Origin of the sequence: Catellatospora sp. NPDC049133, from assembly GCF_040648455.1 — a bacterium.
Lineage (GTDB): Bacteria > Actinomycetota > Actinomycetes > Mycobacteriales > Micromonosporaceae > Catellatospora > Catellatospora aurea.
In genome coordinates this window covers 39,652-66,202 of the sequence record NZ_JBEZDT010000044.1, presented here as the reverse complement: position 1 = coordinate 66,202, position 26,551 = coordinate 39,652, and the positions used below count along the sequence as shown (strand labels likewise).

Sequence of the window (26,551 nt, the reverse complement as noted above, 5' to 3'; positions counted from 1 at the left end):
ACCCCGCCCTCACCGCACTTACGGCTCAGAGCGCCCCGAGCGCCTTGCGCCACGCCTCCTGGTCACGCGCCTCACCGGGCAGGTTCATCTCGGCGTACCGAACGACCCCCGCCTTGTCGACGACGAACGTCCCGCGGTTGGCGTACCCCCGGTCCTCGTTGAAGACCCCGTACGCCTGCGCCACACCCCCGTGCGGCCAGAAGTCCGCGAGCAGCGGGAACTCGTACCCCTGCTCCCCCGCCCACACCTTGTGCGCGAACACCGAGTCCACACTGATCGACAGCACCTGCGTACCCTCGTTGACGAAGTCATTCAGGTTGTCCCGGATTTCACACAACTCACCCTGGCAGGTGCGCGTGAAGGCGAGCGGATAGAACACCAGCAGCACGTTCTTCGCGCCCCGGAAGTCGGACAGCCGTACTTCCTGGTTGTTCTGGTCCTTCAGCACGAAATCGGGCGCAACCGCGCCTACCTCGATCATGTGCTCCATGGTCGCAGGTTTCCCTGGCGGCCTGCCGCTCGGGGCAGGCCGCTCGAAGGTCCGTGGCGGGGTTCAGCGCTTGGACGCGCGTGCCGCCTTCGGTGCCACCAGCCGCGCCGCGCTCCAGTCCTTGCCGGCGCTGAGGGTGGAAGTCTGGGAGAGTCCCGCGGTGGGTGCCACCTCGGCGATTTCACTGGGCTCGACGTGCCCGGGCCGGCCCGACTTCGGGGTCAGCAGCCACACCACGCCGCTCTCGGCGAGCGGGGAGATGGCGTCGGTAAGCAGTTCGAACAGGTCACCGTCGTCCTCGCGGTACCACACCAGCACCGCGTCGACGACCTCGTCGGTGTCCTCGTCAACCAGATCAGATCCGCATGCGTCGGCCAGGGCGTCACGGAGCTCGTGGTCGACGTCGTCGTCGTACCCCATCTCCATGACCACCATGTCCGGCTCGATGCCGAACCGGTCCGCCAGGCTGCGTACGCCCTCGGCGGCCTGACCAGCGGTCGCGCTCACTGTCTTGTGCCTCCTCTTCGTTTTCCGGACACCCGCGGTTCGTTGCGGGGTCACTCGATTATTGTCGTCGGCGTCACAGCCGACTGCGGGTAGTCCACACAGTTCTAGCGTCCAGCGCAAGTGGCGGCCTCGGCGGGTCGCCAAAAACGCGGCTCAGGCGCTTCCGGAGGCGGCGCGGGGACCACATCCGTCCAAGATCGTCCGACTTGCCGGGCACCTGTGCGTATCTTCCACCGTTTTAAGACCACTTGCCGGGCAATTCGAGTGATCTTGGCACAAAGCTCAGGCGGCCAGGAGGGCGCGGGCGGCGCGTTCGATGGCGTCCTCGCCGACCAGGACGTGGTCTGCGGCGGGGCCGAGCGGCAGGAAGGTGTCCACGGCGGCGACGCGGCGGGCCAGGCCCACGTAGCCGGCGTCGACGAGCGCGGCGAGCACGCCCTCGCCGACTCCGCCGGAGCGGCGGGTCTCGTCGACGACCAGGACCCGGCCGGTGGCGCCCGCCTCGCGCACGATGTCGGCCAGCGGCAGCGGGGCGAGCCAGCGCAGGTCGACGACGCGGCAGCCGTGGCCCTCCTCGGCCAGGCGGGCGGCGACGCGCAGGGACATGCGTACGCCGTTGCCGAAGGTGAGCACGGTGAGCCGGTCCCCGCTGCCGTAGGAGTGGCTGCGGGCGCGGCCGACGGGCACGTGGGTGTCGGCCCAGCGGTCGGGCGCGGCGTACGGGCTCAGCCAGCCGCCGTCGCCGTCGGTGTGCAGGTCGCGGGTGTGGTACAGGGCGATGGGCTCCAGGAAGACGCTGACCGTGCCGTCGACCTCGGCGGCGGCGACGCAGGTGCGCAGCATGGCGGCGGCGTCGTCGGCGCGTGAGGGCACGGCGACGACCAGGCCGGGGATGTCGCGCAGCACGGCCACCGAGTGGTCGTTGTGGAAGTGCCCGCCGAAGCCCTTCTGGTACGCGAGCCCGGCGATGCGCACGACCATCGGGTTGCGGTACGCCCCCTGTGAGAAGAAGCGCATGCTGGCCGCCTCGCCGCGCAGCTGGTCCTCGGCGTTGTGCAGGTACGCCAGGTACTGGATCTCGGGGATGGGCAGCAGCCCGCCGAGCCCCGCGCCGAGGCCCAGGCCGAGGATGGACGTCTCGTCGAGCAGGGTGTCGAAGACCCTGGCCGGGCCGAAGCGCTCGCGCAGGCCCTTGGTGACCCCGTAGACGCCGCCCTTGCGGGCCACGTCCTCGCCGAAGACCATGGCCTGCGGGTGGCTGATCATGAGGTCGGCCAGGGTGGCGTTGACGGCCTGGGCGAGCGTCTGCGGGCCGGTCTGCTCGGGCAGTTTGCCGCCGAAGATGCGGTGGCGTTCGGCGAGCGCGGCCCCGGCTGCCCGCTCCCCGGCCTGCGCGATGGTCTTGGCGACGCGCAGCGGGCGGCGGGGGGCCAGCGGGGCGACGACCTCGGCGGCGGAGGCGAGCTTCGGCTCGTCGCGCACCCCGGTGGCGGCCTGCTGCACCCGCCAGCCGATCTCGTCGTACCGGCTGAGCAGTTCCATCGGGCTGGCCTGCCCGGCGTCGACGAGCAGCCGCGCGGTGCGCAGCAGCGGGTCCAGGGCCAGGTCGTGCTCGATCTCGGCGTTGGTGCGGTAGGCCAGCTCGGCGTCGGCCCCGGCGTGGCCCATCAGCCGCACGGTGCGCAGGTGCAGCACCGCGGGGCGGCGGTGGCGGCGCACCCAGGAGACGGCGGAGCGGGCCACGGCGTACGTGTCGGCCAGGTCGCACCCGTCGGCGTGGAAGTAGCGCAGGCCGGGGCGGGCGCGCAGGGTCTCGCCGACCCAGCCGGCTGGGGAGCGCACGCTGATGCCGAGGCCGTTGTCCTCGCACACGAACAGCAGCGGCAGCCGCAACCCGGTGAAGTCGGACCAGCCCGCGGTGTTGAAGGCGGCGACGGCGCTGGCGTGGTTGACCGACGCGTCGCCGAACGAGCACAGCACGACGGCGTCGCGGGGCCAGGCGGGCGGCACGAGCGCCGGTCCGCCGTCCTCGGCGGCGTGCCGACCCCGGCGGGTGTCCAGGCCCTGCCGGGAACGCTCGACGGCGAAGGCCAGGCCGACCGCGCGGGGCAGGTGCGAGGCGATGGTCGAGGTGGTCGGGATGATGTTGAGGTCGGTGCTGCCGAAGACCTTGTGCCGCCCGCCCGCGATGGGTTCGGCGGCGCTGGCCACGACGCCGCGCAGCACGTCGCGGATGGCGTCGACCTTGCCCTCGGCGAGCTGGGCGGCGCGGGCGGCGTAGAACGCGCCGGAGCGGTAGTGCAGCAGCGCCGGGTCGGTGGGGCGCAGCGCCGCGGCGACGCCCGCGTTGCCCTCGTGGCCCGCCGAGCCGATGGTGTAGTACCCGGCGCCGTCGGCGCGCAGCCGCCGCGCGGCCAGGTCCAGGTGCCGGCTGGTGACCTGCGCGTCGAAGAGTTCCCTGGCCATGGACCCGGTGAGGCCGCTGTCGGGGCGCACCGTCGCATGCGGATCGCCGTTCGGCGGGGTGCTGGCGGGCCACGCCGCCAGCGCGCTCCGGAACCGTTCGTCGAGATCATGAGAGGTGCTCACGCTGCACAGCATTACCCAGAGGGGGCGGGGGCGACCACCCGGATCGGTGATCGGACACGCCACACCACTGCACAAGATGGACGATTTATCCAAATTTACCCATAATCTGCGTCATGGTTCACCGGTCCCCCCGTGCCCGCCGCTTCCTGTTCGCCGCCGCAGGTCTCGGCCTTTTCGCCGCCCTCGCGCCCGCTCAGCCCGCCGCGAACGCCGCGCCCGCCGCCGAGGAACCCGCGGTGCTGGTCGGCGCCGGGGACATCGGCAGCTGCCTCAGCGACGGCGACGAGGCCACGGCGAAACTGCTGGACCGGATCCCGGGCACCGTGTTCACCCTCGGCGACAACGCGTACGTGGCCGGTACCGCCGAGCAGTTCCAGAAGTGCTACGAGCCGTACTGGGGCCGCCACAAGGACCGCACCCGCCCCGCGATCGGCAACCACGACATGCGCACCGACAACGGCGGCCCCTACTACGGCTACTTCGGCGAGGCGGCGGGCGAGAAGGACAAGGGCTGGTACTCGTACGAGCTGAACGGCTGGCAGGTGCTGGTGCTCAACTCCACCTGCGACCTGGTCGACTGCGAGGACGACTCCGAGCAGGCCGACTGGCTGCGCGAGGAGCTGGAGTCCTCCGACGCCAAGTGCACCGTCGCCATGTGGCACCACCCCCTGTTCACCTCAGGCTGGAAACACGGCGCCGACCCCCGCGTGAAGCCCTTCTTCCAGCTCCTCTACGACCACGGCGTCGAACTCGTCCTCAACGGCCACAACCACCACTACGAGCGCTTCGCCCCGCAAACCCCCGACGGCGAACTCGACAAGGAGAAAGGCGTACGCCAGTTCACCGTCGGCACCGGCGGCGGCGGCCTCAACGGCTTCAGCAAGACCATCGCCGCCAACTCCCGAGCCCGCAACGACGACACCTTCGGCGTTCTGAAACTCTCCCTCTACCAGGACTTCTACACCTGGAAATTCGTCGGCCAGCCCGGCAGCACCTTCCAGGACCAGGGCCTGGCCACCTGCCACTGACGCACTGAACGGTGGTGGCCTTCCGGGATGTGACGGAAGGCCACCACCGTTTCGTCAGTCGCGCCAGCCGGAGATGTCGACGCCCTTGGCGGACTCGACGCGCAGGGCGAAGTGGATTTCCTGGGTGGCGTTGGGGGCGAGGGTGAGTTTCCAGGTGTAGACGCCCAGGTCGGAGCGTTCGGCGGGGTCGGGCTTGGCGTGGAGTTCCTTGACGGTGATCTGGGAGTCGCGGGAGACCGGAAGTTGGTCGAGCACCGTGACGGAGACCTGGCGGGGGGTGTGGTTGGCGATGGTGATCTTGTATTCGGCGTCGGTACGGCGGGACGAGCCGAGGGTGGCTTTGCCGGCGGCGCGGCGGACGAGTTCGCGCTCGACGCGGACGCGGTCGTCGACACCGAGGGCCAGTTCGCGCTCCTCCTGGGGGGCCCAGGGCTCCAGGCGGGTGGAGCCGACGAAGTCGCCCTCGTGGAAGAGGGCCGCCGTGCCGCCGGGCAGGGTGTGGCCGGAGGTGTTGAGCACGGTGGCGCGCAGGGTGGCCTCCTCGGCGCGTACCGGCGCGGTGATGTGGTCGAGGCGGGCGGCCAGGTCGAAGCGCGCGATCAGGGTGCGGTGCGCGGTGCCGTCGGCGGGCACGGCCACCGGCTTGAGCGGGGTGTACGTGGCCGCGACCGGTCCCTCCTCCACGCTCGCGCTGGTCTCCCGCACCGCGGCCCGCGCCTTGGGCATCATCGTCTGCATCGGCGCGGCCCCCGGGGCGGGCGGCGGCGGGGCGGACATCGCCATCGGGGCGGCGGCGTAGGCGATGGGCATGGGGCGCTCCACGTCGACGAACCACGGGTCCAGCTCCGGCACCTCCAGCGCGCCCGCGGGGCGGGCCGTGGACAGCTTGAGCGCGCACTCCGGCCAGTCCTCGCCGGTCCGCTGGGTGATCATGCCGTGCCAGGTCAGGGTGAGCGCGTCGCCGGCGAGCCGCAGGTCGTAGCCGCTGCTCCAGCTCGCGCCGGGCACGACGTAGGACAGCTCCAGCTCGATCTCGCCCGGCTCGTCGACCTCCAGCAGGATCTCCGCGGCCAGCCGGTCCGGGCGGGTGCTGCCGCGCAGGTCCATCAGCCGCCGCTCGGCGGCCTCCCGGCGGCGGTGCAGGTCGAACCGCTCCCGCTCGCGGCTGCGGCGGCCCGCGTGGATCGCGGTGAGCTGCTCGTCCAGCCCGTCGGCGAAGACGGCCGCCGCGCCGGGCTCGCCCGAGGCGAGCGCGCCTGCGCCACGCATGGCCAGCCTGCCGAGGAACTTCTCCCGGGCGGTGGCCACCGTGTCGGCGTCGTCGAGCACGGCGATCACCGCCTCGATCTCGCGCAGCTCCGCCTCCAGCTCGACGACGGCGGTGTGCGTGGTCACCGGCTCGCGGCGGGTCACCACGTTCACCCCGGCGACGGCGGCCGGGCCGTGACCGGACACCCGCACCGAGTCGCGCAGCAGGTTCAGCGGCAGCGGTCCACACGGGACGCGGTGCTCGCCGGGGGTCAGGGTCACCGTGGCGCGCCGGGTCACCCGCGCCCGGTCGGGGAACACGGTCACCGCGACGATCGGGGCGTCGACGAGGTCGGGGCCGTCCGATCCCGTGAATCGTTCGCTCATGAAACGAGGCTACCCAAACCGGCCTGAGCGAAGCGCCCCAATGGGGCGGGGCGGCCGCGGCTTGTGGCCGCGACCGCCCCTGGGGAGGAGGTGTTACGAGCAGGCGGCGCCGTTCAGGGTGAACAGGGCCGGGTTGGGGTTGGGGCCGCTCGCGGCGTCGCCGATGAACCCGAAGGTCACCGACTGCCCCGGTGCGATGACCTTGTTCCAGGCGAGGTTGCTCGCGCTGACCGTCGCACCGGACTGGGTCGCCGCGGCGCTCCAGACGTCGTCGACCGACTGCGCGCCCAGGAACGAGAACTTCAGCGTCCACCCGTTGACCGCGGTGGAGCCGGTGTTCTTGACCGTGATCTGGGTGTTGAACCCGTCCGGCCACTGCGCGTGCTTGGTGTAGGTCACCTTGCAGGTGGGCGCGGGCGCGCTCGCGCCGTCACCCTGGCCCGCGAGGAAGGCGGCCACCCAGGCCAGCGGGGCGTTCCAGTTGATCGTCAGCTCGTTGGTGGACCACGAGTCGATCTCGTCGATGTAGCAGAACTGCCCGGTGCAGCCGGTCAGCTTCTGCTGCGCCAGCGGGTCCTGGATGGACGAGTTCGCACCGCCGGCCAGGGTGCCCTTCGGCGGGTTCGGCAGCTCCGGGTTGAGCTGGTGGGCGTACCAGCGGCTGTGCTGGTTCTTCGAGTGGACCTCGCCGTAGCCGGTCACGTAGGACATGTTCAGCGCGTTGCGGCCGAACAGGTAGTCCGCGCCCTGCGTCACCGCGTCGGCGAAGCGGTCCTGGCCGGTGATGTCGTACGCCGTCGACAGCACCACCAGGTTGTTGGCGATCCCGCTGTTGGAGCCCCAGTCGTAGGCGTTGTTCGCCGGCTGGTACGGCACGCCGTAGGGGTGCGCCTCGATCGCGGCCAGGTACTCCTCCGCGCCGGAGACGACCGAGGCGCGCACCGCGGCCCGGCCGGGCAGCGCGCTGGGCACCGTGGCCAGGTCGAGGCGGCCCAGCGCGGCCAGCGACTGCCAGCCGAAGCCGTTGCTGCTCCACACGTCGGCGGTGTGCAGCGGCGAGCCGGTCACCGCGGACAGGTACTGGCTCTCGCCCGTGGTCAGGTAGAGCTCGGCCGCCGCCCAGTAGAACTCGTCGGTGACGACGACGTCGTCGTACGTGCCGCCGCCGGTGCCGTCGGACGGGCTCGCGTAGATCGCCGGGTGGGCCAGCGCCGCCGCGTACGCGGTGCGGGCCGCGGCCAGGTTACGGGCCGCGAAGGCCGCGTCGTACGGGGCGTACACGCGGGCCGCCTGCGCCGCCGCGGCGGCCAGGTTCAGCGTCGCCGCGGTCGACGGCGGGTGCAGCTCGCGCTGCTTGTCGTCGAGGTTGGGCAGCAGCGGCAGGCCGGTCCACTCGCTGTCGTGGATCTTGTGGTGGGCCATGCCGGCCAGCGGCTTACCGGCCGGGACCTGCATCTTCAGCAGGAACTCCAGCTGCCAGCGCGCCTCGTCGAGGATGTCCGGCACGCCGTTGCCGCTCTCCGGCAGGTTCAGCTGGCCGTCCGGGAACGCCTGCGCGGTCGCCGCCCACTTGCCCCGCTCGAACTCGTTGACCATCTGGAACACCGAGATGCCGCCGTTGACGACGTACTTGCCGTGGTCACCGGCGTCGTACCAGCCGCCGGAGACGTCGAGCGAGTAGTCGCAGACGCCCGGCTGGCAGGGCACGGAGGTGTCGCCCTTGTTCGGCGCAACGCCGACGTGGCCCGCCGGGCGGCCGTAGCCGGGCCGCAGGGCGTCGGAGATCGCGACGCCGGAGCGCTGCGTGTAGAAGAACTTCAGCGCGTCGTCGCGCAGCCCCGCGTAGAGGTTGCCGGCCAGGTCGAACGGGCGGCTGGTCTCGCCGTCGGCGACCAGGGTGTAGCCGGTGCCCGCAACCGCGTACGCACTGAAGTCGATCGAGTGGACGTTCTGGCCGGAGCTGGCGTCCACGCCGCGCGGCGTGGTGTTCCCGCTCGCGACGACGTCGCCGCCCGCGTTCTTGAGCTGCCAGCCCAGGGCGGCCGTCGACTCCGTCACCACGGTGGCGTTCTTCGGGCCCTTGGTCAGGTAGCCGACCTGGTTGACCCGCACCCGCGGGCCGGTGTCGGGCTCGTAGACCTCGGGCTCCGCGCCGCCCTTGAGGGAGATGTCGTCGAGGCAGAGCCGCCAGGGGGAGGCACTGCCACCGATCTGAAACGCCACCTGCGCGTTCGGAAGGGAGACGGGCGCGGTGAAGGTGTACGAGTAGCCGGTGGCAGTGCCGGTCATCAGCGGATTCGCGGCCAGGAACTGCGTCCACGGGTCCACCGGGAGCTGGATGAGCGCCTTGCCGACCTTGTCCGGCGTCGCGCTCGCGGTGAAGCTGTAGTTGTAGGTCTCCCCCGCGACCAGCGGGATGTTGTCCTGCCCGATGATCACGTCCCACGGGTTCACGGTGCCGCCCGGGATGTCGGCGCACAGCTGCCCACTGCTGGAGTCGAGCGTGATGTTGCCGGTCCCCCACCAGGGGGCGTGGCCGGAGGTGAAGGTGCCGTTGACGATCTGCTCGGGGGCGTCTGCCGAGGCGGCGGCGGCGGTCAGGCTCGTCGACACGAGCCCGGCCACGGCGGCCAGCGCGATCAGCACGGGTCTACGCACTGGGGGTCCTTTCGATGGAGCGATCGGTGGTGCATCGAAAGCGGGCGTGAGCAGCCGGAATGCGCCAATGATCTGGGAGCGCTCCCATCTGCGCCCATGAATTATTGCCGCCACATTTCGGGGGTGTCAATCACCCACCCGGCCCCGCGCTTCGCAACGCGCCCGGCGGCCGCCCAAGATCGCTCGACTTGCCAGGCAGGTGGGCGAATCGGCGCTCAAGATACGCACAGGTGCCGGGCAAGTCGGATGACCTTGCGCGGGCGGTGGGCCGAAAGTTTCAGCCGGCGAGGAAGGAGAGGCGAACCTGGCGGGTGGGGTTGTCGCCGTTGGTGTCGACCAGGCAGATCGACTGCCAGGTGCCCAGGGCGATGCGGCCGTTCAGGACCGGCAGGCTGGCGTACGGGGCCACGAAGGCGGGCAGCACGTGGTCGCGCCCGTGGCCGGGTGAGCCGTGCCGGTGCTGCCAGCGGTTGTCGGCGGGCAGCACGTGCTCCAGCGCCGTGAGCAAGTCGTCGTCACTGCCCGCGCCGGTCTCGATGATCGCGATCCCGGCAGTCGCATGCGGCACGAACACGTGCAGCAGCCCATCGCCCAGCTCCCGCACGAAGGCCGCGGCCTCATCGGTGATGTCGACGACGGTCGCCCGGCTCCCGGTCCGCACCGTCAGCACTTCACTACGCACCCGCCCACCCTAATCGCCCCCGGCCCCGACTCGTCCCGGCCGGCCCGGCCCGGCCCGGCCGCGAGCGAAAGGAAGATCGGCGTTTCCGGTCAGGAAGTGAGGTCGGACCGCACTTCCTGACCGGAAACACCGATCTTGACGCCGCCACGCCGCGACAGCGCGGGGCCGCGGCCGGGAGGCAGCGGGGGCGGGGAGGCAGCGGGTCAGTCGCCGCCGCCACCGCCGTCGCCGCCACCGTCGCCGCCCGAGTCACCCGAGTCGCCGGAGTCGTCGCTGTCGTAGTCGTCATCGTCGTGGTCGTGGTCGCCGTGCGAGTGGCCGCCCCGCCGGCGGCGGCGCTTACGCGGGGCGAACAGCAGGATCAGGCCGAAGACGATCACCAGCGGGGCGGCGAAGCCGGCGACGCGCTCCAGGCCCGTGGGCGGGATGAAGGCGTAACCGTCCATGCCGGTGATCGCGACCGCCGGGACCGCCGACTTGTTCGCGTCGAGTGCGGCGGCGACGTCCCGGCCGACCACCCGGCCGCTGTCCCGCAGCGGCCCGTTGACCCAGCTGAGCTCGCAGTTGCCGTAGATGCCCGCGTACGGCGGGGCCAGCAGGTCCTGCTGGCAGACCAAAGCATCACCGTTGTTCCCTGCCGTCACCTTTTCCCCGCCCAGATCGGCCAGGAGGGGGAAGGTCGTGTTGACGGCGAGCAGGAATCCGTATGCGATGAGAAGGAGACCGAGGAGTCGTCGCATGGGCGGCAATCTAATCGGCGCACGCCACTGGAGCGCTCCCCCGGTCGTGAAGCCGACCGAAATGTTACTGGTCAGTATGCGTGTCGCGTGTCGCATCGCGTGCCGGTACGCGTGACGAATCCCCCACCGGAGGGGCAGGATGGGTCGAACAGACAAACTCTGTGTCTAGACCGATCATCACTACAACTACGAGGGAACGCCTGTGGCCACCGAACGCAAGCGCCCGGTGATCAGCGACGGCCTGCCGAGCCAGCTCCCGGACATCGATCCCGAGGAGACGGCCGAGTGGGTCGAGTCGCTCGACGGAGTGATCGACGAACGAGGCGCCAAGCGCGCCCGGTACGTCATGTTGCGCCTGCTGGAGCGGGCTCGTGAGCGGCAGGTCGGCGTCCCCCCGCTGACCACGACCGACTACATCAACACGATCCCCAGCGAGCGGGAGCCGTGGTTCCCCGGCGACGAGCACATCGAGCGCCGGCTGCGCGCGTACATCCGGTGGAACGCGGCCATGACCGTGCACCGGGCGCAGCGCCCCGGTGTCGGCGTCGGCGGGCACATCTCCACCTACGCGTCGTCCGCGTCGCTCTACGAGGTCGGCTTCAACCACTTCTTCCGGGGCAAGAACCACCCGGGTGGCGGCGACCACATCTTCTACCAGGGCCACGCCTCCCCCGGCATGTACGCGCGCGCGTACCTGGAGGGCCGCCTGAGCGAGCACCAGCTCGACGGGTTCCGCCAGGAGCTGTCGCACCCGGGCGGCGGCCTGCCGTCGTACCCGCACCCGCGCCTGATGCCGGACTTCTGGGAGTTCCCGACGGTGTCCATGGGCCTGGGCGGCCTGAACGCGATCTACCAGGCGCGGTTCAACCGCTACCTGCACCACCGCGGCATCAAGGACACCTCGGACCAGCGAGTATGGTCCTTCCTCGGCGACGGCGAGATGGACGAGCCGGAGACCCTGGGCGCGATCGGCCTGGCCGCGCGCGAGGAGCTGGACAACCTCACCTTCGTCATCAACTGCAACCTGCAGCGCCTCGACGGCCCGGTCCGCGGCAACGGCAAGGTCATGCAGGAGCTGGAGGCGTTCTTCCGGGGCGCCGGCTGGAACGTCATCAAGGTCGTCTGGGGCCGGGAGTGGGACCCGCTGCTCGCCCAGGACACCGACGGCGCGCTGGTCAACCTGATGAACGTGACGCCCGACGGTGACTACCAGACCTACAAGGCGGAGTCCGGGGCGTACGTGCGCGAGCACTTCTTCGGCCGCGACGCGCGGACCCGCAAGATGGTCGAGCACATGTCCGACGACGAGATCTGGGGTCTCAAGCGCGGCGGCCACGACTACCGCAAGCTCTACGCCGCCTACAAGGCCGCGACCGAGCACACCGGTCAGCCGACGGTCATCCTCGCCAAGACCATCAAGGGCTGGACGCTGGGCTCGCACTTCGAGGGCCGCAACGCCACGCACCAGATGAAGAAGCTGACGCTGGACGACCTGAAGAGCTTCCGCGACCGCCTCTTCCTCGACATCCCGGACTCGGCCCTGGAGGCCAACCCGTACGAGCCGCCGTACTTCCACCCGGGTGCCAAGAGCGACGAGATCGGCTACCTGATGGAGCGGCGTGCGGCGCTGGGCGGCTCGCTGCCCTCGCGCAACACCAAGCACACGCCGCTGCAGCTGCCCGAGACCAAGGTCTACGCGGACCTGAAGAAGGGCTCCGGCAAGCAGAAGATCGCCACCACGATGGCCTTCGTCCGGCTGTTCAAGGACCTGATGAAGGACAAGGTGATCGGCCACCGCTGGGTGCCGATCATCCCCGACGAGGCGCGCACCTTCGGCATGGACTCGCTGTTCCCGACGGCGAAGATCTACTCGCCGCACGGCCAGCAGTACACCTCGGTGGACCGGGAGCTGTTCCTGTCCTACAAGGAGTCCACCGCCGGGCAGATCCTGCACGAGGGCATCAACGAGGCCGGCTCGATCGCCTCGTTCACGGCCGCGGGCAGCGCGTACGCCACGCACGGCGAGCCGATGATCCCGGTCTACATCTTCTACTCGATGTTCGGGTGGCAGCGCACGGCCGACGGCCTGTGGGCGGCGGCGGACCAGATGACGCGCGGCTTCCTGCTCGGCGCGACCGCGGGCCGCACCACGCTCAACGGCGAGGGCCTGCAGCACGAGGACGGCCACTCGCACCTCATCGCGGCGACCAACCCGGCCGCGGTGGCGTACGACCCGGCGTTCGGCTTCGAGATCTCCTACATCGTCGAGGACGGTCTCAAGCGGATGTACGGCGAGTCGCCGGAGGACGTCTTCTACTACATGACCGTCTACAACGAGCCGTACGTGCACCCGGCGGAGCCCGCCGACGTGGATGTGGCGGGCCTGCTCAAGGGCCTGTACCGGTACGCTCCCGCGACGGTCGAGGGGCCGAAGGCGCAGATCATGGCCTCGGGTGTCGGCATGCAGTGGGCGCTGCGCGCCCAGCAGTTGCTGGCCGAGGACTGGGGCGTGGCCGCCGACGTGTGGTCGGCGACCAGCTGGACCGAGCTGCGCCGCGACGCGGTGGAGACGGAGCGGCACAACCTCCTGCACCCGGACCAGCCCGCCAAGGTGCCGTACGTGACCCGCGCGCTGCAGAACGCGCCCGGCCCGAAGGTGGCCGTGTCCGACTGGATGCGGGCCGTCCCCGACCTGATCTCGCGCTGGGTCCCGGGCGACTACACCTCGCTCGGCACCGACGGCTTCGGCATGTCGGACACCCGCTCGGCCCTGCGCCGCCACTTCAACGTCGACGCCGAGTCGGTCGTCGTGGCGGTCCTGGCCCAGCTCGCCCGCGCCGGTGAGGTCCCCGCGACCGCCCCGGCCGAGGCCGCCCGCAAGTACGCCATCGACGACGTCCTGGCGGCCCCCGCCGGCGAAACCGGCGGCGACAGCTGAGAGAAAGGAAGGGCACCTTCTGCAACGCTCCGCGTTGCAGAAGGTGCCCTTCCTTTCGGCCAAGGCCCCGCGACCTGGTGTCGCGGGGCCTTCGTGCTGTCTGGTCGGTCAGCCGCCGATCGGGTGGCCGTAGCGGCACATCAGCGGCAGGGCCAGGGCGGTGGTTCAGGGGCGGGCGGCCCAGAGCAGGCCGCGTTCGGTGAGGGTGCGGATCTCGGGGATGTCGAGGTCGGGCAGGTGATGGCCGATCGTGGAGACGAAGATGCGGCCCTGGCCCCACTGCCGGGTGTACACGGCGGGGTGGGTGACCGGCTCGCGCCAGGGTTCGCCGTCCTCGACGGGGAAGGTGATGGTGGCCAGGACGTCGTTGAGCGGGTCGGCCAGCATCCAGTAGCGCTCGGTGTGCAGGGCGACGGTGCTGATGCCGGTGACGATCGGGTGGTCGGCGCGCTCGGGCCGCACGGTGAGGGTGTGCGGGACGAAGTCGCCGGGGTGGCAGGTGAACCAGCCGCCGGTGAGCCACTGGTAGCGGCGTTCGGTGAACGCGGCGACGATGCCGCCGTGCCAGCCGGCGAGGCCGGTGCCGGCGCGGACGGCGTCGTCGAGATGGCGGGCCCGGTCGGGGCTGAGGTCACCGGTGGTCCAGCAGTTGACGATCAGGTCGGTACGGGCGAGCAGGGCCGTGTCGTCGTACACGGACAGATCGTCGGCGATCTCGACGGCGAAGCCCTGGTCCTTGAGGAAGGGCAGGAAGCTGTCGGTGGTGCCGACGGGGTCGTGGAAGTCGGCCCCACCGCGGACGATCAACGCGCTACGCATGGCGCACAGGGTAAACGGTTTCCTGCTGGCCGGCGAGCACGCCCCTTGGCGGGCTGTCGCAACGAGCGGCTCCCACGGGCTCGGCCGCGGCCGGGGACGGCATCGGGCCGGGCAGGCCGATCCGGCGCACCCCGGGGGCGAGCACGGTGCCGAGGCAGGCGGCGGCCACCACGACCGCCCCGGCGAACAGCGGGACCTGCGGCGACCAGGCCGCCGCGGCCAGCGGCGCGAGCGCGTAGCCGACCGGGGTGGCCGCGAGCGAGCACAGCCAGTCGTACGACGTCACCCGGGCCAGCGCCTGCGGCGGGATCTCGGCCTGCACGACCGTCTCCCATACCGGGTTGAGGAAGCCGAGGGCCGCCATGGCCAGGCCGTACGAGCCGATGACGGCCGGCGCCGGGGCGGCCACCGCCAGCAGTGCCAGCGGCAGCGCGTAGGTGGCCAGGCCCAGGTTCGCCACCAGCACCGGGCGGCGGGGGCGCACCCGGCTCGCGATCAGGGAACCGAGCAGCAACCCGACCGCACCGGCCTCCAGCACGAGCACCCACGTGGCGTCGCCGCCGAGCCGGTCGACGGCGATGGCCGGGCCCAGCGTGATCAGCACCGCGGCGACGCCGTTCCACGCGGCGTGGGCGATGAGGCTGGTCCAGTACCAGTCCCGGGAGCGGACCTCGGCCCAGCCCGCGGCCAGGTCGGCGAGCAGGGTGCGGCGCTCGACCGGCACCCGCCGCACCCGGATGACGGCCAGCAGCAGCGCGCTGGCCGCGAAGGACGCGCCGTCGAGCAGAAACGCCCAGCCCGCCCCGGCGAACAGGATCAGCGCCCCGGCCAGCGCGGGCCCGGCCAGCCGGGTGACGCCGGTGGCGACGGCCATCGCGGCGTTGGCCGCCTGCCGCTGGTCGCCGTCCACCACCCCGGCGACCAGCGGTGACGTGGTGGGTATGGCGAACGCGGAGGCGATTCCGCCGACCGCCGACGCGACGGCGAGGTGCGCCAGCTCCGGATCTCCGCCGATCAGCTCGCAGCCGACGAACACCTGCACGGCGCACCGGACAAGGTCGGCGGACAGCGCCACCAGGCGCGGGTCGTGGCGGTCGGCGAGCACGCCGCCCAGCGGCAGCAGCACCAGCCGGGGCACCATCGCGCAGGCCAGCACCAGTGCCAGGGCGCCGCTGGATCCGGTGGCGTGGTGCACGGCGATGGCGAGCGCGGCGGGGATGACGAAGTCGCCCAGCGAGGACAGGGTGCGGCCGACGAAGAGCAGCCGGAAGGCGCGTTGGCGCAGGGGGTGGGCCATGTTCGCCAAGATATTTCGGTACCGAACTTTTTGTCAACGAACAATTCGGTTCCGAAAGGTCGTGGCCGTCATAGGATCACCGGCATGGAGCCCCGCGACTCGGTGGACGCGCACGTCGCCCGCTGGCTGCCCGTGCTGCCCGACCTCGACCCCGACATCGAGGCCGCGGTGACGCGGATGAAGAAGCTGTCGCACCACCTGCGACGGGTACGCGAGCAGTCGCTCGTCGACTTCGACCTGCAGCGCCACGAGTTCGACACGCTGCACTCGCTGGCCGGGCGGGGTGGCCGCGCCGCACCGTCGGAGCTGGCCGGCGACCTGGCCATGGCCCCCGCGACGATCACCGGCCGCCTGGACGGGCTGGAGCAGCGCGGCTTCATCCGCCGCACCCCGTCGGCCGCCGACCGGCGGCGAGTCGACATCGAGCTGACCGAGTCCGGCCGCGCCGCCTGGCTCGGCGCGATGGACGTGCTCGGCCACGAGGAGTACCGGCTGCTCGGGGCGCTGAACGCGGCTGAGCGGCGTACGCTGGCCGACCTGCTGCGCCGGGTCATGCTCGCCGCCGAGCAGCCGGGAGACCGCAGCTCAGGACAGCCGTTGCACGGCGGCGGCTAGTGTCGGGGCATGCCCCCGGAAGACCCCGCCGCCATGCCCCAGGTGGGGCTGCGCACGCTCTGGCCGTACCTGCGCGCCCACCGCTCCTCGCTGCTCGTCGTCGCCGCCCTGTCCCTGGTCACCACCGCCGGCACGCTGCTGCAGCCGGTGCTGACCCGCAACGTGCTCGACGGGCTCGGCGCGCGTACGCCGATCGGCGCGAGCGTGCTCGCGCTCGTGGTCACGCTGGTCGGCGTCGCCGCGGTCGACGGCTTCCGGCACTTCCTGCTCCAGCGCACCGCGGAGGGCCTGGTCCTCACGTCGCGCCGCCGCCTGGCCGGGCACCTGCTGCGCCTGCCGATCGCCGAGTACGACCAGCGCCGCACCGGTGACCTGCTGTCCCGGGTCGGCGCGGACACCACGCTGCTGCGGGCCGTGGTCACCTCCGGCCTGTTCGACACCGTCAGCGGCGCGATCATGGTGGTCGGCGCGGCGACCGCGATGGTGCTGCTGGACCCGCTGCTGTTCGGCGTCACCCTGATCGGCCTGGTGATCGGCATGTCGGGCGGCATCTACTTCGCCCGCAAGGTGCGCGGCATGTCCCGCGACGCGCAGGCGCGCATCGGCGAGATGACCGCCGCCGTCGAACGCTCCATCACCGCCGCGCGCACCATCCGGGCCAGCCGGGCCGAGGCCCGGGAGACGGCGACCGTGGCGCACAGCGCCGAGCAGGCGTACCACGCGGGGGTGCGGATCGCCCGGTTGCAGGCGATCGTGCAGCCCGCCATGGTGACCACCATCCAGGGCTCGTTCCTGCTGGTGCTGGGCGTCGGCGGGGCGCGCGTCGCGTCCGGCGCGATCACCGTCGGCGACCTGGTCGCCTTCGTGCTGTTCGTGTTCTTCCTGGTGATGCCGCTCGGTCAGGCGCTCAACGCGTACACGCAACTGCAGGCCGGTCTCGGTGCGCTGCAGCGCATGGAGGAGGTGCTGGTCATCCCGCTCGAAGGCGCGGACGTGCCGGCGCAGTCCGGCCCGGCCCGGTCGGGCCGGGCGGAGGCCGCCGCCCCGGCGGTCGAGTTCGACCGGGTCGGCTTCGGCTACACCGACGCCGAGGGCAAGGTCGGCGAGCCGGTGCTGCGCGAGGTCAGCTTCCAGGCCCCGGTGGGTACGCGGACCGCGCTGGTCGGGCCGTCCGGGGCGGGCAAGTCGACGCTGCTGTCCCTGGTCGAGCGGTTCTACGAGGTGACCTCGGGCAGCCTGCGCGTCGACGGCGTGGACGTGCGCGAGCTGAGCCATGACACGCTGCGGTCCCGGCTCGGCTACGTCGAGCAGGAGTCGCCGGTGCTGGCCGGCACGCTGCGGGACAACCTGCGGCTGGCCACGCCGGACGCGACCGAGGAGCAGATGCGCGCCGTGCTCGCCGCGGTCAACCTCGAAGAACTGGTCGACCGGACCCCGCTCGGGCTGGACGCCCAGGTCGGCGAGGGCGGCGTGCTGCTGTCCGGCGGGGAGCGGCAGCGGCTGGCGATCGCCCGTACGCTGCTGGCCGCGCCACCGATCCTGCTGCTGGACGAGCCGACCAGCAACCTCGACGCGCGTAACGAGGCGGCGCTGCGCTCGGCGATCGACACCGTCGCGCAGGGCCGCACCCTGCTGATCGTCGCGCATCGGCTGTCCACCGTCGTGGACGCCGACCAGATCGTGGTGCTGGAGCACGGCCGCGTCGTGGCCACCGGCCGCCACGAGGAACTGCTCGACACCAGCCCGCTCTACCGCGAGCTCGCCGCCCACCAGTTCCTCGTCGACCCCGCCCCCGACCCCGCCTGAGCGCAGGGGCGGGGTCAGCCGGCCACCGGGGCGGCGACGGCGGGCTCGGCGGTGCGCTGGGTGAGGTCCATACGGCCGGACAGCTCCCAGGGCGCCTGGAACGGGAAGTACGCCTCCATGAAGTCGCGCACCATCTCGGTCTGCTCGTCCATCTCCCCGGCGGCCGAGTTGGTGTCGTTGAGGCAGAACACGTCGACGTTGCGCTGGCGGACGAGCCGGGCCAGCATGACCGGGGCGATCAGGCGGCCCAGGTCGATGTAGACGTGGCTGATCGAGCCGGGCACCGAGCGCCCGGTGCTGTGCGCCCAGTAGTGCGCCAGCGACGACGGAATGGACAGGTCGCCGCGGTCGCGGAACTGGTGCGAGGCGGTCGCGTGCGACTCCTCGCGCAGCTCGGTCTCGATCTCCTCCAGCACCGCGCGCAGCAGCGGGTACGGCACGTGGCGCATCTTCTGGTAGAGCTGGGTGCCGAAGCGTTCCTGGAGCAGCCGCCGGTTGTTCTTCGCGGCGACGTCGACGGGCGCGTCGGCGGGCGCGGGCGGGTTGACGTCGACCAGCGAGCTGGACGGGAAGAACTTGGCCACTCCGTTGGCGAAGAAGAACTGGGTGGGCAGCACGGGCCGGCCCAGGATCATGTCGTCGTTGAAGTACAGGAAGTGCTCCGACAGGCCGGCCACCTTGTGCAGCCGCGACTCGATGGCGTGCGAGTTGAAGGTCGGCAGCACCCCCACGTCGCCGAAGATCTCCTTGTGCGAGACCAGCGTGACGTGCGGCGACGTCGGGTCGAGCCAGGACGGCGTCTGGTCGTCGGTCACCAGGTAGATGTGGTTGACCCACGGCGCGAACGCGTGCAGCGAGCGCATCGAGTAGAGCAGCTCGTCGCGTGAGGTGAACCGGGAGTCGTTGGTCGCCAGCCCGGCGAACGAGTCGTCGGGGTCCTCGCCGAGGGCCAGCGCCTTGCGGCTGCGCCAGGCCGGGTCGTCGCCGTCCACCCAGGTGTAGACGACGTCGATGGGGAACTGCACGTCGTTGGGGCCGGGCTCGGCGTAGACGGCGCGGCTGCGGTAGCGGGGCTCGGCGTCGCGCGGCACGAACGCCGACAGGCGCGCGGCGGCGACGTACCGCGTCGGGTTGTCCACACTGACGACGGTGCCGACCTTGTGGTTGCGCGGCCCGACCTGGCGCGGGGCCTGCCAGCCCTGCTGCTTCACGGTCGACCAGAACTCGATCTCGCAGGCGTACGCGTCCTGGGTGAGCGGCATGTTCGCCGCGGCCCCGGCGGACCGGTAGACCTGCACCACCGCGCAGCGCTGCGGGCTGACCCGGCGGCCGGCCACGTCGAGGGTCCGGATGACGGTGTCCCCGGCGGCCCTGCCCCGCAGCAGGCGCAGCACCTGCGCGCGGTGCTCGGCCGCGACGGCGACGGCGCTGCGCCGCGGGTCGGTGTGCGGCAGGCAGAAGTAGTCGACGCCGTCGGCTTCCAGCAGCCCGATCACGGTCTGCAGATTGTCGTGCCACGCGTGGGCGGGCGACGAGCCGCCGGACGCGGTGACGGGGCCGGCGGGCCGGGTGCGGGACGGTCCACCGACGAGCAGCTTGGCGATGCGGACCCGTTGACGCAGCGGGAGCCGGTAGGCGGCGGCGCGCAGCGCGGGTCTCGGCAGGAGGCGTTTGACAATCTGCTTCACAACAACCCAACATAGGTCATAAGCCGCATAGGACTGTGTATTTGGTTAATAAGGACATTCATGTTGACTGCCGTTTTCAGCCGTCAGGGGGTCAACGCTTGACCCGCCCACAACCGCACGCTTTCGGCCCGGCCCCGTTCGGCGCCCGGCTCGCCCGCAGCCTTCCGATCACGATTCCGGCGCTGGTCACCCTGCTCGTGGTGCTGGTCGGACACGACCGGCGGGCCCTCTGGCGCGACGAGTACGCCACCTGGTGGGCCGCCTCGCTCACCACCGACCAGCTGGAACTCCTGCTGTCCAAGGTAGATGCGGTGTTCGCGCCGTTCTACCTGTTCACCCGGGCGTGGGTCGCCCTCTTCGGGGACGGCCTGACCAGCCTGCGGCTGCCCTCGGCACTGGCCATGGCCGCCGCGGCGGGCCTGATCGGCGCGCTCGGGCGGCGGCTGTTCTCCCCCGGCGCCGGCCTGGTCGCCGGGCTGCTGTTCGCCCTGCTGCCCGCGGTCTCCCGCTATGGCGAGGAGGCCCGGCCGTACGCGTTCGCGCTGGCGTTCGCCGTGGCGGGTGCGCTGGCCCTGCTGCGGGCGCTGGAGCAGCCGGAGCGGTGGCGGCGCTGGGTGCCGTACGCGCTGATCGTCGCCGCCATCGGCTGGTCGCACCTGGTGGCGCTGACGGTGCTGGCCGCGTACGCGGTGGCCGTGCTCGGCGCGGTGGGGCTGCACTCGGCCGCGCTGCGAAACTGGGTGCTCGCCACCGCCGCGGGCGGCCTGCCCGTGCTGCCGCTGCTGTGGCTGGGCAAGCGCCAGACCGGTCAGATCGGCTGGATCGGCGACCGCGGCGAGGAGTCGATCCGGGAGTTCATCACCAGCATCTTCGGCTCGCTCTGGGTCGGCCTGGCGGTGCTGGGGCTGGCGCTGCTCTCGGTGCGCCTGGCCGAGCCGCGCCGGCGGTTCCTGCTGGCCTGGGCGCTGCTGCCGCCTGCCGCCGTGCTGGCGCTCACCCCGGTGATCAACATGATGCTGTCGCGGTACCTGCTGTTCACCGTGCCCGCCTGGGTGCTGCTCGCCGCCTGCACGCTGCGCGAGGCGTCGGCCCGGGTGGCCGCGCTGACCCCGGCGGCCCGCGCGGCGGCGGCGCGGGCGGTGTCCCCGGTCCCGCCGACGACGGCGGCGCGCCGGGCCGTCGCGGGCCCGCGCAGCGCGAAGGCGATCCTCGGCGGCGAGGCGGCGGAGACCGGCGCGCGGCGCTCCACGGCCCGGCGAGCGCTGGCCGGGGACGGGCCCGCCTGGGCGGTGTCGCTGGGCGCGCTGGCGGTGCTGGCCCTGGTCGGCCTGCCGGGACAGGTCGAGGCCCGCACGCTGCCCGCCGGCAACCAGGCGGATCTGCGTACCGCCGCGGAGATCATGCGGCCGCGCCTGCTGCCGGGCGACGCCATCGCCTACGGCGGCGAGTCGCACGGCGGCCCGCGCACCTTCCGCCGCGGGATGACCTTCGAGCTGCGTGACCTCGACGGGCCCAAGGACGTCTTCGTATCCGTCCGGGGTCAGGACCGGGGCAGCTTCGAAGCCGTCGAGTGCGCCGACCCGGCCGAGTGCGCCAAGGGCGTCACCCGGATCTGGCTGGTGACCTCCGCGCCCGACCGCGACCTGTTCGCGGCCATGCCGGTGGCCCGTGCCGAGCTGCTGCGCGACGAGTTCACCACGGTGTTCGCCCAGCGCACCCAGGGTGTCGCGGTGGCCCTGCTGGTCCGCGAGCAGCCCCCGGCCTCGCAACCGTAGCGGCACGCCCGCCCGGAGGGCCCGTCCCCAGGTGGGGCGGGCCCTCCGCGTATCCGGGGACACCCCCGGCAAACCTGGTGGCGCGCCGGCCGGGGGCGCGCCGTACCCTGGAGGTCGTGACGGTACGTGTGCGCTTCGCTCCCTCCCCGACCGGTATGTTCCACGTCGGCGGCGCCCGCTCGGCGCTGCAGAACGCGGTCTTCGCCAAGCAGCAGGGCGGGGTGTTCGTCCTGCGCATCGAGGACACCGACGCCGCGCGCAACCGCCCCGAGTGGACCGAGGGCATCCTGTCCGCGCTGGAGTGGATCGGCATCGCCCGGGACACCTACGAGGGCCCGCTGTTCCAGTCCTCGTACCACGCGGAGCACACCAAGGCCGCCCAGCAGCTGTTCGACGCGGGCAAGGCCTACTACTGCGACTGCACCCGCGACGACGTGCAGGCCCGCACCGACAACAAATACTCCGGCTACGACGGCTTCTGCCGCGATCGGGGCCTGAGCGCGGGCGAGGGCCGGGCGCTGCGCTTCCGCACCCCCGACGAGGGCGTGACCAAGGTCGTCGACCTGATCCGCGGCGAGCCGACCTTCGAGAACAAGCTGATCGAGGACTTCGTCATCGCCCGCGGCGACGGCTCGCCGGTGTTCCTGCTGGCCAACGTCGTCGACGACATGACCATGGGGATCACCCACGTGATCCGCGCCGAGGAGCACCTGCCCAACACGCCCAAGCAGCAGCTGCTCTGGGAGGCGCTGGGCAAGACCCCGCCGGTGTGGGCGCACGTGCCGGTCGTGGTCAACGAGAAGCGGCAGAAGCTGTCCAAGCGCCGCGACAAGGTCGCCCTGGAGATGTACCGCGACGAGGGCTATCTCGCCGCCGCCATGCGCAACTACCTGATGCTGCTCGGCTGGGCGCCCAGCGGCGACCGGGAGATCGTGCCCTGGTCGGTGATCGAGGACGAGTTCCGCCTGGACGAGGTCAACCCGTCCCCCGCGTTCTTCGACGAGAAGAAGCTGCGCGCGTTCAACGGCGAGTACATCCGGGCGCTGTCGGTGCCGGCGTTCACCGAGGCGTGCGCGCCGTGGCTGACCGGGCCGTTCCCGACCGAGGAGGAGCGGGCCGAGCGGGGCTACGGCATCACGCCGCCGCCGTGGTCGCCGGAGGCGTACGACCCGGCCGTGTTCGCGCAGGTCGCCGAGCTGGTGCAGACCCGCATCACGGTGCTGTCCGAGGTGCCGTCCTACGTGGACTTCCTGTTCCTGGACTCACCGCTGCTGGACGAGGCGTCCTGGGCGAAGGCGTCCAAGGACGCGGGCATCCTGCCCGACGTCATCGCGGCGCTGCGCGACCTGTCGTCGTGGGACGCCGAGTCGCTGAAGAACACCCTGGTGACCGTCGGCGAGGCGCACGGGCTGAAGCTGGGCAAGGCGCAGGCCCCGGTCCGCGTCGCGGTCACCGGCCGCTCGGTGGGCCTGCCGCTGTTCGAGTCGCTGGAGGTGCTCGGCCGCGAGCGCACACTGCGCCGGCTGGAGGCCGCGGCGGCCTGATCCGCAGACGACGACGCCCCCGCCGTGCTTCGGCGGGGGCGTCCTGCGTTACCGGATCAGGCCTGTTCGCGGCGCTTCTTGACGAGGTTGATGACCCCGCCGACCAGCAGGCCGGCCACGGCCGCCCCGCCGACCCAGGGCCACCACGGGTCACCGGAGCCGGTGTCGGCGACCGGCGCGGTGCTCGCCGCGGCCGGGCTCGCCGACGGGCTGACCTGCGCCGACTCGGCGACCGGGGACGGGCTCGGGGCGGCGCTCTCGGCCACTGCCAGGCTGAACTTGTACGACCCCTTCACCAGGTGGCCGTCCTTGGACAGCACCTCGTACGCGACGGTGTAGGCCCCGCCCGCGGCGCCGGTGAACGGCACGGACACCGCCTTGCCGCTCACGGTCACGGGGCCCGCCGCCACACCGCCGTCCGGGCCGGTCACCGTGAGCTTCGTCCCATCGCTCTTGAGCGTGGCCAGGAAGGTCAGCTTCACCGCGGCGGGGGCGGCCGTCAATGTGGCGTCCTTCTTCGGCGAGGCCTCTACCAGGGCATTGTGCGCCCAGGCCGGAGTCGCGCCGAGCAGCAGCGCGCCGAGTCCCACCAGGACGGCGAGCACCGCCGCGCCACGCCGGGCCACCCGGCCCTGCCCGCTCCGCCGCCGACTGTCCCCCACGATCGCCTCCGCTTCGTTATGATCCACCGCAATCCGCAGTTGGTCGACGTTACCGGCCCTTTCGGTTCCCGACCAATCGCGCGCGTTACCCCACCAAGCCCGACAGTGCCGCGCCCGTGTCCGAAACGTGACTATCGGCGTAGCAACCTGACAGGTTTCTCGCGGGTCTAGAAGAGGTACCACCAGTCACACTGGCACCAGGTGACGCAGCGCGAAACGGGGCGGGGGCCATGCAGGGCATCAACGTGAGGGGCACCATCGTGAAGGTCGTGGCAGGACTGTTCGCCGCAGCCCTGTTGCTGCTCGGCGCGCCCGCGTTCGGCGCGCCGACGCCGTCGCCCAAGCCGAGCCCGTCGCCGACCGTGCGCACCATCACCATCTCCTCGGACATGCTGACCGCGCCCATCGTGCTGCGCTCCGACCAGCACCAGCGCCAGTTCGCGGCGATGGCGGGCGAGGTCGACTGGCTGGCCGGCGGCACGTCGCCGCTCAAGGCCCCGGCCGCCGACAAGCTCGGCCCGAAGTTCGTCGTGCTGGCCGCGGTCAACGGTGTGGACAAGCAGACCTACGACCTGTACCCGCTGGCCGCGGGCGGCCCTCGGGTCTTCCGCCCGGCCGCGCAGCCCGACAAGCGCAAGGTCACCGCGGCCTGGTTCCTGGGGCGCTTCACCATGGACGCCTCGCTGCGCGGTGCCGGGATCTCGCTGGGCACGGCCGCGCCGGCCGAGGGCGGCGGCACGGGCGGCGGTCTGGTCGAGTCGGCGACGGCCGAGCCGGACATCCGCGCCATGGTCGGCGACTGGCAGCGTTTCGTGGGACTCAACGGCGCGGTCGTGGTGGTCATCGCGCTCGGCGTGTTCGCCATCGCGTACGCGTTCCGGCGCACCATCTGACGTCGGTGCGCCCCGGCTTCCGGCCGGGGCGCAGGTGCCACATACTGGCCCGATGCGACTGCCCCGCACATCCCTGCGCACCCTCGCCGTGCTGGCCCTGGCGGCCTTCAGCCTCTCCGGCTGCATGAAGCTCGACATGAACATGACCGTGAACAGCGACGACACCGTCGACGGCACGATCATCATGGCGCTGGACAAGTCGGTGCTCCAGCTGAGCGGCAAGAGCCCGGAGCAGGCGTTCGACGACGCCGGCGACAGCCTCGCGGAGCTGCCGAAGGGCGCGAAGACCGAGGTGTACGACGACGGCAAGTACTACGGCAAGAAGATCATCTACGACGACCTGCCGCTGACCGAGTTCAACACCGGTGAGAAGGGCTCGCCCTCGATCACCCACGCCAACGGCAAGTACGTCTTCACCGCGGACCTCGACACCGGCGCCGACGGCCTCGGCCCGCAGGCCGAGATGGTCAAGCCGTTCCTGAGCAGCCTGCAGATCACCTTCGCGGTCACCTTCCCCGGAAAGGTGATCGAGCACGACGCCAAGGCGGTCGTCGACGGCAACACCGTGCGCTGGAACGTCGCCCTGGGCGGCAAGAACGAGCTGCGCGCCGTGGCCGAGGAGGGCAGCGCCTTCCCGTGGCTGGTCGTCGCCGTGGTCGGCGGCGCGCTCGGCCTCGCCGTGATCATCGGCATCGTGTTCCTGGCCGTCTGGCTGACCCGCCGCAAGGCGCCTACCGCCGCGCCCGACCCGTACGCCGCGACCCCGTTAGACCCGGCCACGGTGGCCCAGCCCGTCGGCGGGAACCCGGCCACCACGCCCTACGCCGCGCCGCAGCAGGGCGGCACGGACGGGCAGCCCCACTGAGCCGGGCCGGTGGAGCCCGCAGGCTCCCTAATATGGGGCACATGACCGACGGCGAACCGCTGGCCGCGACGCTGCGGCAGATCGAGCGGTCCGCCGGCGCCCTGGCCACCGCCAGCGTGTCACGCATGGACGAGTCGCTGCCGTGGTTCCGCGAGCTGCCGGCCGACCAGCGGTCGTGGGTCATGCTGGTGGCGCAGGCCGGTGTCCAGTCGCTGGTGCAGTGGCTGCGCACGGGCGCGGGCGCGCGGGGCGGGCCGCAGGCGGTCTCCGACGAGGTGTTCGACGTCGCGCCGCGGGCGCTGGCCCGCAGCATCAACCTGCAGCAGACCGTCGCCCTGATCAAGGTCACCATCGACGTCGTCGAGGAGCAGGTGCCGCACCTGGCCGCGCCCGGCGAGGAGCAGCAGCTGCGCGAGGCGGTGCTGCGCTACTCCCGCGAGGTCGCGTTCGCCGCCGCCCGGGTGTACGCCCGCGCGGCCGAGTCGCGCGGCGCGTGGGACGCCCGGCTGCAGGCGCTGCTGGTGGACGCGCTGCTGCGCGGCGACTCCGCGGACGTGCTGGCCAGCCGCGCGGCCGCGCTCGGCTGGACGGACGCGCCGCCGGTCGCCGTGGTGGTCGGCCGCTCCCCCGGTGGCGAGGCCGCGATCGTGCTGCACGGGGTGCACCGCGCGGCGCGGCGCGCCGACGTCGAGGTGCTCGGCGGCGTGCACGGCGACCGGCTGGTCGTGGTGGTGGGCGGGGCCGCCGACCCGGTGGCGGTGGCGGAACGGCTGCTGCCCGCGTTCGGCGAGGGCCCGGTGGTGGTGGGCCCGGCGGTGCCGTCGCTGGAAGCGGCCACGGAATCGGCCCGTTCGGCGATGGCCGGGTACCGGGCCGCGCCCGCGTGGCCCGCCGCGCCCCGGCCGGTGGCCGCCGACGACCTGCTGCCCGAACGTGCCCTGGCCGGAGACGGGGAGGCCCGGCGCATCCTGCGCCATTCGGCGTACGGCGCGCTCGCGCGGACCAGCGGGGAGCTGCTGGAGACACTGGACGCGTTCCTCACGCACGGCGGGGCGCTGGAGGCGACCGCGCGGGCGCTCTTCGTTCACCCGAACACGGTGCGTTACCGCCTGCGCCGAGTGGCCGAGGTCACAGGCTTCGGGCCACTGACTCCGCGTGACGCGTTCACCCTCAAGATCGCGCTGGCGCTGGGCCGGCTCGAGCCCGGTACGCAGGGCGAACAGCTCACCAAGCCGACATGAACAGGACAAAATTCCGCCACCGTACGCCGATCTTTGTGGGGTACCCACAACATCGGTAGGAGGATTTAGTCATCCCCGG

Annotated in this window: 20 protein-coding genes; 9 read left to right on the top strand and 11 right to left on the bottom strand. The window is 72.1% G+C overall.

Annotated features, from left to right (window positions below):
* Window positions 1-25: 25 nt before the first annotated feature.
* The 3 genes from AB0B35_RS36025 to AB0B35_RS36015 all read right to left on the bottom strand — a co-directional run bounded on the left by AB0B35_RS36025 (window position 26) and on the right by AB0B35_RS36015 (window position 3,598).
* A complete protein-coding gene (locus AB0B35_RS36025) occupies window positions 26-481 on the bottom strand; it encodes a peroxiredoxin (protein ID WP_361054552.1) in 456 nt (151 codons plus the stop codon).
* 72 nt (window positions 482-553) lie between these two features.
* Window positions 554-997, bottom strand: coding sequence for a DUF3052 domain-containing protein (locus AB0B35_RS36020; RefSeq protein WP_203687816.1), 444 nt, complete (start codon window positions 995-997; stop codon window positions 554-556).
* A 282-nt stretch (window positions 998-1,279) separates the two neighbouring features.
* On the bottom strand, window positions 1,280-3,598 hold the full coding sequence (locus tag AB0B35_RS36015) for a thiamine pyrophosphate-dependent enzyme (RefSeq protein ID WP_361054549.1): 2,319 nt from the start codon (window positions 3,596-3,598) through the stop codon (window positions 1,280-1,282).
* 101 nt (window positions 3,599-3,699) lie between these two features.
* Between AB0B35_RS36015 and AB0B35_RS36010 the strand changes: the two genes are divergently transcribed.
* Window positions 3,700-4,614 carry a metallophosphoesterase gene (locus tag AB0B35_RS36010; RefSeq protein ID WP_361054546.1) on the top strand — a complete coding sequence of 305 codons (915 nt, stop codon included), beginning with the start codon at window positions 3,700-3,702 and terminating at the stop codon, window positions 4,612-4,614.
* 54 nt (window positions 4,615-4,668) lie between these two features.
* Here AB0B35_RS36010 and AB0B35_RS36005 read toward each other — a convergent pair whose 3' ends face one another.
* The 4 genes from AB0B35_RS36005 to AB0B35_RS35990 form a co-directional block, all read right to left on the bottom strand.
* On the bottom strand, window positions 4,669-6,249 hold the full coding sequence (locus AB0B35_RS36005; RefSeq protein WP_361054543.1) for a DUF4139 domain-containing protein: 1,581 nt from the start codon (window positions 6,247-6,249) through the stop codon (window positions 4,669-4,671).
* 93 nt (window positions 6,250-6,342) lie between these two features.
* Complete coding sequence (locus tag AB0B35_RS36000; RefSeq protein WP_361054613.1) at window positions 6,343-8,874, bottom strand: glycoside hydrolase family 9 protein; 2,532 nt, start codon at window positions 8,872-8,874, stop codon at window positions 6,343-6,345.
* Window positions 8,875-9,184: 310 nt separating this feature from the next.
* The gene (locus AB0B35_RS35995) at window positions 9,185-9,589 is read right to left on the bottom strand and encodes a secondary thiamine-phosphate synthase enzyme YjbQ (protein WP_360537881.1); all 405 of its coding nucleotides are present in this window, start codon (window positions 9,587-9,589) and stop codon (window positions 9,185-9,187) included.
* 203 nt (window positions 9,590-9,792) lie between these two features.
* Window positions 9,793-10,329, bottom strand: coding sequence for a hypothetical protein (locus AB0B35_RS35990; RefSeq protein ID WP_361054540.1), 537 nt, complete (start codon window positions 10,327-10,329; stop codon window positions 9,793-9,795).
* Window positions 10,330-10,531: 202 nt separating this feature from the next.
* Here AB0B35_RS35990 and aceE point away from each other — a divergent pair, with 202 nt between their 5' ends.
* Window positions 10,532-13,267 (top strand): pyruvate dehydrogenase (acetyl-transferring), homodimeric type, encoded by a 2,736-nt coding sequence (gene aceE, locus AB0B35_RS35985; RefSeq protein WP_361054536.1) that lies wholly within the window; start codon window positions 10,532-10,534, stop codon window positions 13,265-13,267.
* A gap of 165 nt (window positions 13,268-13,432) precedes the next feature.
* On the opposite strand, the gene AB0B35_RS35980 is transcribed toward aceE, so the two are convergent.
* Together AB0B35_RS35980 and AB0B35_RS35975 are read right to left on the bottom strand one after the other, a co-directional pair.
* Complete coding sequence (locus AB0B35_RS35980; RefSeq protein WP_361054533.1) at window positions 13,433-14,086, bottom strand: ThuA domain-containing protein; 654 nt, start codon at window positions 14,084-14,086, stop codon at window positions 13,433-13,435.
* A complete protein-coding gene (locus tag AB0B35_RS35975; RefSeq protein ID WP_361054530.1) occupies window positions 14,079-15,383 on the bottom strand; it encodes an MFS transporter in 1,305 nt (434 codons plus the stop codon). The genes AB0B35_RS35980 and AB0B35_RS35975 overlap by 8 nt, the downstream gene beginning before the upstream one ends.
* Before the next feature lie 84 nt (window positions 15,384-15,467).
* On the opposite strand from AB0B35_RS35975, the gene AB0B35_RS35970 reads away from it, so the two are divergent.
* Window positions 15,468-15,998: a MarR family transcriptional regulator gene (locus tag AB0B35_RS35970; RefSeq protein WP_361054527.1), complete on the top strand. Its 531-nt coding sequence runs from the start codon at window positions 15,468-15,470 to the stop codon at window positions 15,996-15,998.
* Window positions 15,999-16,007: 9 nt separating this feature from the next.
* Window positions 16,008-17,804, top strand: a complete 1,797-nt coding sequence (locus AB0B35_RS35965) for an ABC transporter ATP-binding protein (RefSeq protein WP_361054524.1) — start codon at window positions 16,008-16,010, stop codon at window positions 17,802-17,804.
* A 14-nt stretch (window positions 17,805-17,818) separates the two neighbouring features.
* Here the strand turns inward: AB0B35_RS35965 and AB0B35_RS35960 are convergent, their stop codons facing one another.
* Window positions 17,819-19,492: a stealth family protein gene (locus tag AB0B35_RS35960; protein WP_361054521.1), complete on the bottom strand. Its 1,674-nt coding sequence runs from the start codon at window positions 19,490-19,492 to the stop codon at window positions 17,819-17,821.
* 98 nt (window positions 19,493-19,590) lie between these two features.
* Between AB0B35_RS35960 and AB0B35_RS35955 the strand changes: the two genes are divergently transcribed.
* Together AB0B35_RS35955 and gltX are read left to right on the top strand one after the other, a co-directional pair.
* On the top strand, window positions 19,591-21,267 hold the full coding sequence (locus AB0B35_RS35955; protein WP_361054518.1) for a glycosyltransferase family 39 protein: 1,677 nt from the start codon (window positions 19,591-19,593) through the stop codon (window positions 21,265-21,267).
* Window positions 21,268-21,383: 116 nt separating this feature from the next.
* Window positions 21,384-22,811 (top strand): glutamate--tRNA ligase, encoded by a 1,428-nt coding sequence (gene gltX / locus AB0B35_RS35950; RefSeq protein ID WP_361054515.1) that lies wholly within the window; start codon window positions 21,384-21,386, stop codon window positions 22,809-22,811.
* A 56-nt stretch (window positions 22,812-22,867) separates the two neighbouring features.
* On the opposite strand, the gene AB0B35_RS35945 is transcribed toward gltX, so the two are convergent.
* Complete coding sequence (locus AB0B35_RS35945; RefSeq protein WP_361054513.1) at window positions 22,868-23,473, bottom strand: copper resistance CopC family protein; 606 nt, start codon at window positions 23,471-23,473, stop codon at window positions 22,868-22,870.
* Window positions 23,474-23,703: 230 nt separating this feature from the next.
* Between AB0B35_RS35945 and AB0B35_RS35940 the strand changes: the two genes are divergently transcribed.
* The 3 genes from AB0B35_RS35940 to AB0B35_RS35930 are packed head-to-tail and all read left to right on the top strand — an operon-like array spanning window position 23,704 to window position 26,472.
* Window positions 23,704-24,366 carry a hypothetical protein gene (locus AB0B35_RS35940; RefSeq protein WP_361054510.1) on the top strand — a complete coding sequence of 221 codons (663 nt, stop codon included), beginning with the start codon at window positions 23,704-23,706 and terminating at the stop codon, window positions 24,364-24,366.
* Between the two features lie 52 nt (window positions 24,367-24,418).
* Window positions 24,419-25,231 (top strand): hypothetical protein, encoded by an 813-nt coding sequence (locus AB0B35_RS35935; protein ID WP_361054507.1) that lies wholly within the window; start codon window positions 24,419-24,421, stop codon window positions 25,229-25,231.
* Window positions 25,232-25,272: 41 nt separating this feature from the next.
* Window positions 25,273-26,472 (top strand): helix-turn-helix domain-containing protein, encoded by a 1,200-nt coding sequence (locus AB0B35_RS35930; protein WP_361054504.1) that lies wholly within the window; start codon window positions 25,273-25,275, stop codon window positions 26,470-26,472.
* The last annotated feature ends 79 nt before the right edge of the window (window positions 26,473-26,551 follow it).